The sequence below is a fragment of the Pseudomonadales bacterium genome (genome assembly GCA_024234215.1).
Classification (GTDB): domain Bacteria; phylum Pseudomonadota; class Gammaproteobacteria; order Pseudomonadales; family UBA5862; genus JACKOQ01.
Window position 1 is genome coordinate 366354 of record JACKOQ010000001.1, and the last position, 12464, is coordinate 378817.

Below are 12464 nucleotides of genomic sequence, written 5' to 3' on the forward strand. Positions count from 1 at the left end.
GGGCCCTCTCAGCACCCGCCCCTGTTCGCGATTCACCTCATCGATCCGGGAAACGCCATGAAGCTCTACCATTTTCGCCGTTCACCCTACTCCTCGCGCTGCCGCATGCTGATCAACTTCAAGGGGCTCGACATCGAACTGATCGAACCGCCGGAGGATTTTTCCAGCATCCATCCGGTGGCCAGAATTCCCTCGCTGCACATCGACGCGCTGGTCATCCCCGAGGCCGAAGTGATCTGCGAATACCTCGAAGACCAGTTTCCCACCCCCTCGCTGCGGGCCGAAAACCCGGCCAAACGGGCGCTGGTGCGCACCATCAACCGCATCAACGACATCTACATACTCGCGCCGATGTTCGACCTGGCCCCCCATGTCGAGATGCAGAGCCGTGACCAGGCCGTGGTGGAGCAGAAGTTCGAAGAGCTGGTGCTGGGACTGGTGCGGCTCAACCACTTCATCGAGGGGCCGGATTACGCGGTCGGCAATACCCTGACGCTGGCCGATTGCGCGCTGGTGCCGACGCTCTATGTGATGACCCGCTACCTGCCGAGCTTCGATCGCGCCGATCAGCTCAAAAAACATCCGAAAATCAGCAGCTACTGGGAGCGCATCCAGCACAACCCCAGGGCGGTGCCGATCATCGACGACCTGGCCGCCGCGATGCGCGATCGGTTGTGAGGGGTGGGTTTTTCTCCACTGCTCGAACTCCCATGAACGCAGAAGCGAGCAGGCGGCTCGGTGCATCTTGGGCAATGGGCGTATAGGTTGCGTTCCAGCCATCCTCCCGCATCACATCTTGCTGTTTTCCTGTCGAAGAAGCCAAGGACAATTCCACGGAGTTGTTTTTTGTTTTGTGCCATTTTTCTGTGTTTTCCCTGATATTGATTCGAATCGCAATTTTCTTTAGAAGGTGATCATCAAGCAATGGATCTGTCATTTTTTGAAGGCCGAGACAAGAAAATCAAGGCGCTGGAGGCGAGCGACGATGCTGCCGGACTGGAATCGCCAAAAGGAGACTTGAAGAGCTTTCTGTTTTTTATTCTGGCCTATGCCGTTCTGCTACTCATATTTTGCAATTTCGTGTCGAGCGTTCCGATTGGAAATTACTGGTGGGATTATCTGGCGCTCAAAGGGATTGAAGTCCAGATGTTCGCAGGCAGTGCGAACATCCGCGAACTGTGGCTGCCCTTCATGCTTCCGATTTGGCTTCTCAAGGCTTCCAATCTGATTTCGGGATATGGCGTTGATTATTTTGTCGCGCATGTCTTGATCGGTGCGGCCACATTTGCGCTGACATACCAGCCGGTTTTTTCTCGATTGCCGAAGCGTTTTGCAGTTTGCATCTACTTGCTGCTGCTTGTCTTCAGTGTCGTTCCGGTGGCTCTGGATTTTACTTTTTTTTCTTTCGCGGATGCCAATGCGGTTGCCTATCACGGTTTCTACAACCGTTACATGGATGTCATCTACTGCTTTCTTGTCCTGAGTTTTTGGGTCAAGAAAGAAAAAGAGTCGTTTTCTGTTGCAGTGTTCTGGAGTTTTGCCCTCGTCGTTGCCTTGCTGACCAAGCTTTCGTACTTTGTCGTTTTTCTGGCGCTGTTATGGGCGAATGTGTTGAGTGAGCGTAGCCGTCCAGCGCTGGTCAGTTGCATTGTGGGTGCAGGCGCCGCAGCTGGACTCTATCTGCTCTGGCCGAACTATTTTGAAACGGTCTGGAATATTGTGCTGGTCAGGGGGCTTGCACCGCTTTTGAAGTGGGAGGTGCTTGCGGCGCTCGCAGGGGTTGCTGGAGTTCTGTTGTCGGTCTGCTTTTATCTGATGAAAAAAGAGATCAGGATTTTTCTGTTTGCATCATTGCCGCTCCTCTCCAGCATTGCTCTGAGCAGTGGGAATGTGGGGGATTTGCAGCCGCTCAGGCTGGCATTTGCATTGGCGCTCCCGGTTTTTGTCTATCGGAGTGAGTTGCGCAGCAGCAAGTTGATCCTTGAGCGCGAGCGCAGTGCGAAAAAATCGATAAGATGGGGCATGAGCCTGTACTTTTCTGCTCTATTGGTGATTTCGTTGATGATGGTGAGGCCGGTTTTGGTGGTCATGAAAACTGCCATGATAACCGGCACAGCAATTTTTGCGCATGAAGCCGGATTGAGGTCTGAATTTGTTGAGTTCAGGAACATCAAGGGTTTTTTCTCGCATGCTTACTATCTCCCTCAGTCTCTGCGCCATCTTTTGGACATGAGAGAATTTTCCGTATCAGAATATGGCAGCAATGGATGGCATAAGGCTGGCTTTTTTATTTTGTACGCGCGTGAAATGGATAAAACGCTCTCATATGTCAGTCAGTTCAGAAATGATAAAATATCGTGGTTCTCTTTTCCGGGTCTGGTCCCCCAGATTTATGGGGTGGGTCGAATTCCAGAAGGTGCATGGCCGTGGTATCTGTATGGTCATGAAATCAGTCGATCATATCATCCGGATTTTTTGGCAATCAATGCCGAAAGCAGGGTCGCCGTGGTGGATGAATGTTACTGGAGCGGGAAAGAGTTGCTGGAGAATTTTGGAGATGAGATCAGGATTAAATCCCGGATCATTTTCAAGAGTGCATGCTTCACTGTTTATGGGGATTGAGTGTCAAGTCCCGCCTGATCATAAGGTCGCCCGTGGTGCGCAACGTGGCTTCAATGATTTTTGACAGGGGCGTTGAATGTTTGAGCTGAAAGCGGCTGCGAAAGGAAAAGCATCTATCGCTCTGATTGTTTTGGTGGCTTTGTTTCTGAGGCTTGCCATCATGTTCCAGGGTTTGACTTGTCTGGATCGAATGTTCTTGCTTGATGTGATTTGACGGGTAATTTAGGTGTTGAGGTGCCCCGGATCGAGATCTTGTCCGAACAGGTTGAGTCCAGATCCCAGCGTGATTTTCTGCTGGAGAGAGATGCTGCTGGAGGAGGCAGCGTATTCGAATCCTGTTCAGCCTGGCGATGAAACGCAGAGGGTGCCTGTAGAAAAGCAGTCCGGTGTTGGTGAGTCATGAAGAAGGGCTCTCATGTGCCCTGTGTGCGGAAAACGTAGCGCTTGTCGAGATGGTATTTGGCCAAATAGCCAATGGCCAGACCAATGATGCCGCCCAGATAACGCATCTCTTTGGTTGCGAAGAGGTGATGGAAGGTGAACTCGAATCCCCAGAAAATCGCGGTGGTGGCCAAGCCCATGGCGGTGTAGAGCGCAAAAGTCTGGGAGTCATGGATTGCGTTGTGCGCGCGAAAGCGAAAGATGTAGCGTTTGTCGAGAAGATACTTTACGAAAAGTCCAGCTCCTGTGCCGACTGCAACGGAAATGAGCATGCCGAATGCTCCGTTGTAAAGGCGGATGGAGAGGTCTTGCGTGCCGATGTTCGTTGCGGTTGCCATGCAGGCAAAAATGCCATACTTGAGCGCCAGTCTTGCGGAAGAGAGCATTGAACGATTTTCGCTGATGGGGTGTCTTTTATGATGGGGCGGAGAAATACAGAAAGCCGAATCCTCTTTTCACAGAGCAAGGCGTTTGAAGAGCCACTCCGGCAGATGAATGATGGCCAGCATGATGAAGCGCCAGAACCAGGGGGTGTAGAGAGTGTTTCTGCGCTTTTCGATCGCGCGCACGATGTCACTGCCGACCTGCTCCGGCGTCGCCAGCAGCAGTTGCGGCAGCGCCAGTCCTTGGGTCATCGGAGTGTCGACGAAACCGGGTTTGATGGTCAGCAGATGCACGCCACTGCGGTGCAGGCGGCCACGCAGCCCGCTGCAGAAGTCGGTGACGGCACCCTTGGCGGCGCCATACAGATAGTTGGAGGGGCGGCCACGGTCGCCCGCCACCGAGGAGATGACGGCGATGCAGCCAGTGCGCTGTGCTTCCATCTGATTGGCGAGTTCGGTGAGCAGCGCAATCACGCTCAGGCCATTGTTGGTGAACTCCTGCAGGGCCAGCCTGGCGTCCCGTTCGCAGGCCTGCTGATCCGGCAGCGTGCCGTGGGCAATGAGCGCGATGTCGATGCGCCCCAGCGCGGTCCGACAGGCCTCCAGCATGGCGGCATGTTGATCGAGCTGGGTCAGATCGAGCAGATGGGTGTGCACCGTGGCGCCGCGTGCGCTCAGGTCATCGGCCACCTGCTGCAATTTTGCGGCGGTGCGTCCCACCAGAAAGAGCGTTGCGCCTTGCCGTGCCCAGTGCCGGGCAGCGGCGGTGGCAATGGCCGAGGTCGCGCCGATGATCAGGATGTTTTGCATGAGGGGCTGCCGAGGTGGGTTTGATTTGCTCTGCCAAAAGTCACGGTAAGGTTGACGGGACAGGCGGTATTTCCAGTGCCGTCAGCGTCAGACGGTAGTCACTGCGCCAGGAGAACGAATTGCTCCCTTTTCCTTGCTTTTCTGGATCTTTTTCGCAGAACGTCAGCGACTCGCCGCAGCGGGTGACGGCGCGGGAGGAGAGGATGCGGATGCGCTGGACCACTCTGGTGTCGTGCAGCGATGGCGGTTGACCATTCGCCAGTTGGGCGAACTCGGCGGTGGATTCGACGAGCGGTGACAGCACGAAGCCGGTCAGCGCCATGCTGGGGATGAAGCGATAGACCCGCTTCTCGCCATGGCCGAGGTCGACCGAGAGGTAGAGCTGATCGGGCTTGAACAGCAGCATCGACAGTCGCCCGAGCAGCGTCGGCGCCAGCTCGATCTCGGCAAAGAGCATCTGCGCGGCAGAGGGGAGCGACACCCATTCGCCAAGGCGATGGCTCTGCTGCGTCAGCACGGTTTTTTGCGTCGTGGCCGGCGTGGTTCGTCTTTGCAGGTGGAGGTATTGGCGGTCGCTGCCCGTGATCTGGTAGTGCGACAGCAGCGTCGGCCAGCTCAGACCATCGTCCAGTGAGGGGAAGCGGCCATCGATGCTCTCGATGCGAAAGAAGATGTTGTCCGGCGCCGCTGCGCCGCGCAGATGCGCTTCATTCATCCGGGCGAGCAGCGGGGTGTAGGCCGAATAGCTCTGCAGCACCGGACGTGGTGCCCAGTGGTTGCCCGAAGCGATCAGGTCAGTGAGGTCGAAGGGGTAGATATCGCTGCTGCCGGGGAGTCGGGGCAGGGGTGACTGGGTAGCGAGCTGTCTCATCCGCTCGGTGAATGCCTGTCGGATGTCGAGGGGATTGTTGTCCGTCACACCACGCAGCGCTGCCAGCGGGGTCTGTTCGATCGAGAGGCCGATGTATCGCAGATGCATGAACAGGCACATCAGCAAGGCGGTCACCACGATCGACCGCGGCAGCTTTGCGCTGTGGGTGGCCTGAATCGCCAGAATGGCCAGCACCGTTCCGGTGCTGATCGCCCCCGCATGGACGCGGTCATGCCGCACGAAACCGGCCTTGAAGGCGATGAACAGGAACAGCCCGACGGCCAGGGTGATGGCCAGCCGCTTCGGCAGCGCAGGGCCGGCTGAACGCAGGGTTGCAAGGATGATCCCGGCCGCCAGTCCGAGGTAGACCACCACCTGCCAGAGCAGTCCGCGGTTGGACATCGCCTCGGCAAAACCGGAGATGATCGGCGACAGGGTGCGGAAGTAGTCGGGCAGCGCCGCCAGCGGTTGACCGGCCAGCCCCCACAGCAGCAGCAGCGTCAGCAGCGGCAGCAGGATGAACAGCGCCGCACGCAGCCGCTCACCCTTCAGGCCATGCAGCAGCGCACCGACCAGGCTGGCCATCACTGCCAGCGGCCAGAATGAGCCCTTGATGATCGGCAGCGCGCCGAGCAGGGCGATGGCGAGCAGATGGCCGGTCTCTTGGCCGACAAAGCGCAGCCGGTCATCACTGCCGTGGGAGGCACTCTCCATGCAGGTCACCAGGGTCAGCAGCAGCGGGTAGGCGAAGAACAGCGCATCGCGCGAGTCGACCAGCAGCAGAAAGCCGGCAAGGGTCCACAGCCAGCCGTTGTGCCGTCGGCGCAGGCAGCTCAGCAGCAGGGTGCCCTGTGCCAGCCCGAACAGCACGCCGAGCAGCAGGGCGGCCGGATAGGTTGCGGGGTGGTAGTGCTGGGTGTAGAGCGCGGCGTAGGGGCCAAAGGTGAAGACGATGTCGCGCCCGAACACCAGTCCCTGCGCCACCGCCTGGTTCATCGCCAGGCGCCAGGCGTCGTCCAGTTCAGTACCGGGCAACAGCGGCGCGAAGGGTGCAAAGGCCAGGAGGCTGGCGAGCAGCAGCAGAGCACCCAGCACGACAGGCCGGGTGGCCAGAAACTGTTTCCATCCAGAGCGCGACAGTCGACTCACTGGTCGATGACCCGTTGCCAGAACCGTGACAGGATCCGCGGATCGCGCAGCGCTTCGAGCTGCGTCCAGGCCGGGTAGGCAGCGCGGAAGTCGCTGCCGCTCATGTGGGCATCCTTGGCCGGGTAGAGCCGCCCGTGCGCTTCGCGGACGATGGCATCGAGCCGGGCAAACAGCCGCTGGGTGCGCTGACCCTGCTGCGGGAAGTCGAGCGCCAGGGTCACGCCTGGCATCGGGAACGAGAGCAGCCCGGGCGATGGCGCATCGCCGAAGCGCTTCAGCACGGCGAGAAAGGAGCCGTTCTGTGCGCTGGCGATGCTGTCGAGCAGCGCGCGGGTCGCCGCGGCCGCGTTGCCGGGCGGCAGCACGCACTGATACTGCTGAAAACCATGCGGACCGTAGATGCGGTTCCAGTTCAGGATGCGGTCGAGCGGGTAGAAGAAGGGCTCATGGCTGTTTCGGCTCTGGTGACGGTCCGCCCGGTGGAGCCGGTAGTAGGCGCTGTTGAACAGCCGCAGCGACAGGCGGTTGACCAGCGACAGCGGCGGCGTGACCGGGACCCTCAGCCGGGAGGGGCGGTGGCACGCCAGCGGGCCCGCTTCGGCATGGTCGGCCACGCTGTAGACGCCACGTCCGGCGGTCTTGCCCCGTGACAGGCAGTCGATCCAGGAGACGGCGAACTCGTGCCGCTGATCCAGTTCGTTCGAGAGGGCAAAGAACTCATCGAGCGCGCCGAAGCGCACCGTGGTGACATCGAGCAGGCTGGAGCGGATCGGCAGCAGTTGCAGTTCGACCCAGTCGATCAGACCGGTCAGCCCCAGACCACCGATGGTGGCGGCATAGAGTGCGCTGTTTTCGCTGGAGGAGCAGACCAGCTCGGCCCCATCGCTGCGCATCAGCCCGAAGCGGGGTACATGGCAGCCGAAGGTGCCGCGCCGATGGTGGTTCTTGCCATGGACGTCATTGGCCAGTGCGCCACCGAGCGTGACGAACTTGGTGCCCGGCGTGACCGGCACGAACCAGCCGCGCGGAATGGCGAGCTCCAGCAGCTCACCGAGTGTCATGCCCGCCTCGGCACGAATCAGCCCGCTCTGCCAATCCGCCGCAATGAAGCGGTCGAGCGGCCGCAGCGACAGCAACTGGTCGCTGGCGGCCAGGCAGCTGTCACCATAGGAGCGGCCATTGCCATAGGGGAGCAGGCTGCCATGTTTGGCGGCCACGGCCGCCAGGGTGGGCCGCACCGTTTCGCGCCAGGCACAGTGGTGCAGGGTCTGTGGATGGTGCGGGTAGCGTCCCCAGGAGTACCGCCCGGCACTCATGCAGCGATCCAGAAGACCGCGGCGAAGAGGGCACCGACCAGCAGGCTGGTGCGATCCTTGATTGCAAACAGCACCGGATCCTCATGCATCTGGCCGCGGTGGGCGAGCATCCAGGTGCGGGTGACCCAGTAGAGCAGCAGCGGGCAGGCCAGCCAGATCAGCTGGGGATGCTGGTAGAGGGCTGCGGTCGTCTGATCCTGGGTGTAGAGCGCCAGCACCATCACCGAGAGATAGCCGGAGGCAGCGCCCAGTGCCGAGACCATCTCCAGATCGGCCGGGTAGTAGCCGCGCCCCGGGGTCAGTTCGCTCTTGCCCTTGAGGCGGGAGTCGCGCAGTTCGGTGTAGCGCTTGACCAGCGCCAGGCTGAGGAACAGGAACATCGAGAAGGCCAGCATCCAGAAGGTCAGCGTGACCCCGAAGGCGAAGGTGCCGGCGATGACCCGCAGCGTGTAGAGCGCGGCCAGCACGATGACATCGACCCCCATGTAGCGCTTCAGCAGCAGTGAGTAGGAGAGGGTCAGGCCGTAGTAGCAGAGCAGCGCCAGCACGAACTGCTGCGGCAGCAGCCAGGCCGCGCCGGCGAACGCGGTCAGCGTCAGCAGCGGAAACAGCAGCAGCACCGACTTGATCGGGACCGCGCCGCTGGCCAGCGGACGATGGCGCTTGCGGTGGTGCTGGCGGTCATCCTGCAGATCGAGCAGGTCGTTGAGCAGATAGACGCTGGAAGCACAGAGACCAAACAGCACAAAGGCCAGCAGGCCATTCAGCAACATGGCGGCATCGCCGAGCTTGTGGGCGGCCAGCAGCGGGACGAACAGCAGTGCGTTCTTCGCCCACTGGTGCAGGCGCAACTGTTGGCTCCAGTCACGCCAGGGGTTGCCGGCTGTGCGCAGCACCTGCTCGACGTTGCCCTGCCGTCTGGCCGCGGCTTCGACACCGCGCTCCGGGTTGGCCAGGTGGGCGCGCTGGGCCGCCTCCCACACCTTCAGGTCATCGCGCGAGTTGCCGAGGTAGTCGAACCCCTGCTCGCCATGGTGTTGCACCAGCAGGTCACGCTTGTGGTGGGCCGACAGATTGACCTCGCCCTCGGTGGCCAGCACCTGCTCGAACAGGCCGAGGTGCTCCGCGATCGCCTCGGCATAGTGGCGGTGGCTGGCGGTCGCCAGAATCAGGCGGCGGCCAGCGGCGTGCTCCTGTTGCAGAAATTCGAGCACCTGCGGGTCGTAGGGCAGTGCGGCCACCTCGATCGGCGCCATGGCCGCCAGCCGCTGCTTGAGTGCGGCCTTGCCCTGCAGCAGCCAGAGCAGTGGCATGAAGGCTTGCAGCGGATGGTGGCGGGCGAATGCGCAGGCAGACTCGACCAGCAGGTCGGAGCGCAGCAGCGTGCCGTCGAGGTCGACCGCCAGCGGCGGCAGCGCCGGGGCGCTGCTGTCAGCGGCTGGATGGTGGTCTGTCTGGGCTTGCTGCTTGGCTGATTTCATGGTGCAGAGTTCCTTCCTGTCCGATTTTCACTCTTCAACGTGCTCATGTCGTCACTGTCAGTTCAACGATTTGACCAAGCAGCGGGTGACGGGAAGCAGCGAAGCTTAACAATTCCGTGTAACGATTTCATGCCAACAATCAGAAAAAGCATGATTTTCCGCCGGCGGAGGCGGTGGGTGATCATCGCTGTGCGTCACCCGCTGGAGTGATCGACTCAAGCCTGGCCAGCGCAGCGGGCAGTTCACCCAGATGGTGAATGGTCGCGCTGGGGGGTGTGCCGCCGGGCCAGTCGCTGGCGGTGTGGTTGACCCAGATGGTGTGGATGCCGAGCCGCTGCGCCCCGTCGATGTCATGCTGGGGGTGGTCACCCACATGCACCATCTGCGCCGGACTGCATCGGATGGCGTCGAGCGCGGCCCGGAACAGCGCCGGGTCGGGCTTGCCGACCCCCAGCATCTCGGCACTGAAGCCGAAGTCGAAGTAGCGGTCGAGCCCCAGGCGGCGGATGTCGGCGTTGCCATTGGTGAGGGCGCCGAGGCGGTAACGCCGCGCCAGCAGTTCGAGCATCTCCAGCGCATCGGCGTGGTAACGCACCTGGTGGCGCGCCTGCAGGAACTGCTCGAAGGCGGCTTCGGTAATCTGCTGTGCGCGCTCGGCGTCGAGGCCCAGATCGCGCAGCGTCGTTGCGATGACCCGCCGCCGCAGCTCGCTGACCCGATGGATCAGCGCCGGCTCCGCCGCCAGCAGCAGCGCGCGCTGCTGGCGCAGGATGCCCGAGCGCAATGTGTCGCCGAGCGCGGGCAGTTGCTGTTGCAGAGCGCGCTGCATGGCCGCTTCGGCCTCGATCAGCACCGGCGTGCTCTCCCACAGGGTGTCGTCGAGGTCGAAGGTGACCAGCTTCAGCCGGGGCGGCGTCATGGCACACTCTTGCCGCGCCGTCGGGCGCGGGGGTGGGCGGCATCGTAGCTGGCGGCCAGATGCTGGAAATCGAGGTGGGTGTAGATCTGGGTGGTGCTGATGTCGCGGTGGCCGAGCAGCTCCTGCACCGCCCGCAGGTCGCCGCTCGACTCCAGCAGGTGGGTGGCGAAGGAGTGGCGCAGCCGGTGGGGGTGGAGCCGACTGGTCAGCCCCTGCTCGACGCCGCGCCTGTGCATCATCGCCTGGACGGTGCGCGGATGGATGCGCTGGCCGCGCCGGCTGATGAAGAGCGCCGGCTCGCGGTCGTCGGCCAACCGCGCTCCCCGCACGGTCAGCCACTGGCGCAATGCCGTTGCGGCGGCGCGGCCAAAGGGCACCAGCCGCTGCTTGCGTCCCTTGCCGGTGACGGTCACCAGCCGTTCATTCAGATCGAGGTCGGCGCAGTTCAGGCTGGTCAGTTCGGCCAGCCGCAGGCCGGCGCCGTAGCAGAGTTCAAGCAGCGCGCGGTCGCGCCGGATCAGCCACGCCTCGCCCTTCAGTTCGACCAGTTGCACCGCCTCCTCGACCGGCAACGGACGCGGCAGCCGGGTCCGGCTGCCCGGCAGGCGCACGCCGAGCACCGGGTTGTCGCCGACCACCCCTTCGCGCAGCAGAAAGCGAAAGAAGCTGCGCAGTGCGGAAAGGGCGCGCTGGATCGACCGGCCGCCGAGGCCGTGGCGCCGCAGTTCGCTGGCGAACAGCCGGATCTGCGGCTGATCGATGTCGGCAAGCTGGAGCTGCCGCTCGCCGGCAAAGCGGGCGAAGCGCGTCAGCTCATGGCGGTAGGCCGCAAGGGTGTGGTTCGACAGCGCACGCTGCTGCTGCAGTTGGCGCAGGAAGTGGTCGATCTGCGCGTCCATCGGGGCGGCCCGCTTCAGGCGGCGCTCTTGAGCAGCCGCTCGATCACCCGGCCGATGACCTCGCCCAAGTGGCTGATGAACAGGGTGCCCATGCCGGCGCGGTAGTGGTCACGGTCGGCATGGCCCAGCGCCAGCACGGCCTGGACCGGACCGCGCTGGATCGGCAGCAGCACCGCAGAACCGACGCCGCTGCCCTCGCTGCCGAAGAGTGCCGCCAGCTCCTCGTCACGGAACAGGCCAAGACTGGCGCAGCGGTTGGCCAGCACCGCCTCGACGCGCCGCTCGGCCTCCGCGCTGGCCGGAGTGTGGAAGCCGAGCGCGGCGGCCGCCGTCCCCGGTGTCGCCACCAGCAGGCTGAGCGCGCAGTTGCCCAGCTCGCCGATCAGCGCACGGCGCAGCAGCAGATTGATTTCGCTGCCATGCGCGGCGTCGAGCAGTTGCAGGCTGAGGGTCTGGGTCAGCGTGATCAGCCGGTCATTCTGTTCGGCGCGGCCCATCAGCAGTGCCAGCTCGTGACGCGTGCTCTGCAGCCGTTCGCGCAGGATGCCGAGCTGGCGCTCGACCAGCGAGATGGCGCCAGCTTGGGGAGAAGGAAAGTACATCTCGGCCAGCAGCGGTTCGTGGCGACCGAAGAAGTCGCGGTGCAGATGGAGGTAGGCGGCCACCTCTGCCTCGCTGGGGGCACTGGTCTCACCGTGGCTGTTGCCACCGGCCTGTCCGGAAATTGTCATAGCTGAATCCAACCTTCGTAAACCCGTGTTGCCGGCCCGCTCATCCAGACATGCGCGCCATTGCCGGCCCAGCGGATCAACAGCTCGCCACCGGTCAGTCTGACCGTGACCTGCCCATCGAGCTGCCCCCGGCGCATGCCGATCACCGCAGCGGCACAGGCGCCGGTCCCGCAGGCCAGCGTCTCGCCGGCACCGCGCTCATGGACCCGCAGCTTGATGGTGGTGCGATCGACGATCTGCATGAAGCCGACATTGACCCCCTTGGGAAAGCGCGGGTGGCTGCCGATGGCCGGACCCAGCGTGGTCACGGGCGCCCGTTCGACATCGTCGACCACCAGCACGGCATGGGGGTTGCCCATCGACACCGCGCCGATCTCGAGGGTCTGGCCGGCCACCTCGAGCGGATAGTGCAGCGCTTCGGCCTCAGCCTGGAACGGCAGCGCCTTGGGGCTGAAATCGGGCGCACCCATGTCGACGGTGACCGAACCGTCGCGCTCCAGCAGCAGTTCGAGCAGGCCGCCGCGCGTCTCGACGGTGATCCGCTCCTTCCACGACAGCCGCTGGTCGCGCACGAAGCGGGCAAAACAGCGGGCGCCGTTGCCGCACTGCTCCACCTCGCCGCCATCGGCATTGAAGATGCGGTACTTGAAGTCGATGCCGGGGTCGGTGGGGGGTTCGACCAGCAGCAGTTGATCGAAACCGACGCCAAAGTGGCGGTCGGCCAGTTGCCGGATCTGGGTCGGTGTCAGCACCGCCTGTTGGGTGACCAGGTCGACCACCATGAAGTCGTTGCCGGCACCCTGCATCTTGGTGAATCGCAACCGCATCGGAATCCCTTGATC

The 12464-nt window shown here is 62.5% G+C and carries 12 protein-coding genes; 3 read left to right on the forward strand and 9 right to left on the reverse strand.

Annotated elements, in window-relative coordinates; all coding sequences use genetic code 11:
• Positions 1 to 57: 57 nt before the first annotated feature.
• The 3 genes from H7A13_01795 to H7A13_01805 all read left to right on the forward strand — a co-directional run bounded on the left by H7A13_01795 (position 58) and on the right by H7A13_01805 (position 2836).
• Positions 58 to 678, forward strand: coding sequence for a glutathione S-transferase family protein (locus H7A13_01795; GenBank protein ID MCP5332088.1), 621 nt, complete (start codon positions 58 to 60; stop codon positions 676 to 678).
• A 246-nt stretch (positions 679 to 924) separates the two neighbouring features.
• Positions 925 to 2622, forward strand: coding sequence for a hypothetical protein (locus tag H7A13_01800; GenBank protein ID MCP5332089.1), 1698 nt, complete (start codon positions 925 to 927; stop codon positions 2620 to 2622).
• Between the two features lie 76 nt (positions 2623 to 2698).
• Positions 2699 to 2836, forward strand: a complete 138-nt coding sequence (locus tag H7A13_01805; protein ID MCP5332090.1) for a hypothetical protein — start codon at positions 2699 to 2701, stop codon at positions 2834 to 2836.
• 199 nt (positions 2837 to 3035) lie between these two features.
• On the opposite strand, the gene H7A13_01810 is transcribed toward H7A13_01805, so the two are convergent.
• The 9 genes from H7A13_01810 to dapF form a co-directional block, all read right to left on the reverse strand.
• Complete coding sequence (locus H7A13_01810; GenBank protein ID MCP5332091.1) at positions 3036 to 3449, reverse strand: GtrA family protein; 414 nt, start codon at positions 3447 to 3449, stop codon at positions 3036 to 3038.
• A 69-nt stretch (positions 3450 to 3518) separates the two neighbouring features.
• On the reverse strand, positions 3519 to 4256 hold the full coding sequence (locus tag H7A13_01815; GenBank protein ID MCP5332092.1) for an SDR family oxidoreductase: 738 nt from the start codon (positions 4254 to 4256) through the stop codon (positions 3519 to 3521).
• A gap of 40 nt (positions 4257 to 4296) precedes the next feature.
• Positions 4297 to 6276, reverse strand: coding sequence for a hypothetical protein (locus H7A13_01820; protein MCP5332093.1), 1980 nt, complete (start codon positions 6274 to 6276; stop codon positions 4297 to 4299).
• Entirely contained in the window at positions 6273 to 7592 is a 1320-nt protein-coding gene (locus H7A13_01825; protein MCP5332094.1) for an FAD-binding oxidoreductase, read from the reverse strand. Before H7A13_01825 ends, H7A13_01820 begins: the two co-directional genes overlap by 4 nt.
• Entirely contained in the window at positions 7589 to 9073 is a 1485-nt protein-coding gene (locus H7A13_01830; protein MCP5332095.1) for a UbiA family prenyltransferase, read from the reverse strand. The genes H7A13_01825 and H7A13_01830 overlap by 4 nt, the downstream gene beginning before the upstream one ends.
• Positions 9074 to 9254: 181 nt before the next feature.
• Positions 9255 to 9992, reverse strand: coding sequence for an HAD family hydrolase (locus tag H7A13_01835; protein ID MCP5332096.1), 738 nt, complete (start codon positions 9990 to 9992; stop codon positions 9255 to 9257).
• Positions 9989 to 10891, reverse strand: coding sequence for a tyrosine recombinase XerC (gene xerC, locus H7A13_01840; GenBank protein ID MCP5332097.1), 903 nt, complete (start codon positions 10889 to 10891; stop codon positions 9989 to 9991). Before xerC ends, H7A13_01835 begins: the two co-directional genes overlap by 4 nt.
• Positions 10892 to 10905: 14 nt before the next feature.
• Complete coding sequence (locus H7A13_01845; protein ID MCP5332098.1) at positions 10906 to 11622, reverse strand: DUF484 family protein; 717 nt, start codon at positions 11620 to 11622, stop codon at positions 10906 to 10908.
• Positions 11619 to 12449: a diaminopimelate epimerase gene (gene dapF, locus H7A13_01850; protein MCP5332099.1), complete on the reverse strand. Its 831-nt coding sequence runs from the start codon at positions 12447 to 12449 to the stop codon at positions 11619 to 11621. Before dapF ends, H7A13_01845 begins: the two co-directional genes overlap by 4 nt.
• Positions 12450 to 12464: the final 15 nt, after the last annotated feature.

Bases quoted from the DNA above. Each gene is read 5' to 3' on its own strand.
- H7A13_01795 (MCP5332088.1), top strand. From the start codon at position 58: ATGAAGCTCTACCATTTTCGCCGTTCACCCTACTCCTCGCGCTGCCGC.
- H7A13_01800 (MCP5332089.1), top strand. From the start codon at position 925: ATGGATCTGTCATTTTTTGAAGGCCGAGACAAGAAAATCAAGGCGCTG.
- H7A13_01805 (MCP5332090.1), top strand. From the start codon at position 2,699: ATGTTTGAGCTGAAAGCGGCTGCGAAAGGAAAAGCATCTATCGCTCTG.
- H7A13_01810 (MCP5332091.1), bottom strand. From the start codon at position 3,449: ATGCTCTCTTCCGCAAGACTGGCGCTCAAGTATGGCATTTTTGCCTGC.
- H7A13_01815 (MCP5332092.1), bottom strand. From the start codon at position 4,256: ATGCAAAACATCCTGATCATCGGCGCGACCTCGGCCATTGCCACCGCC.
- H7A13_01825 (MCP5332094.1), bottom strand. From the start codon at position 7,592: ATGAGTGCCGGGCGGTACTCCTGGGGACGCTACCCGCACCATCCACAG.
- H7A13_01830 (MCP5332095.1), bottom strand. From the start codon at position 9,073: ATGAAATCAGCCAAGCAGCAAGCCCAGACAGACCACCATCCAGCCGCT.
- H7A13_01835 (MCP5332096.1), bottom strand. From the start codon at position 9,992: ATGACGCCGCCCCGGCTGAAGCTGGTCACCTTCGACCTCGACGACACC.
- xerC (MCP5332097.1), bottom strand. From the start codon at position 10,891: ATGGACGCGCAGATCGACCACTTCCTGCGCCAACTGCAGCAGCAGCGT.
- H7A13_01845 (MCP5332098.1), bottom strand. From the start codon at position 11,622: ATGACAATTTCCGGACAGGCCGGTGGCAACAGCCACGGTGAGACCAGT.
- dapF (MCP5332099.1), bottom strand. From the start codon at position 12,449: ATGCGGTTGCGATTCACCAAGATGCAGGGTGCCGGCAACGACTTCATG.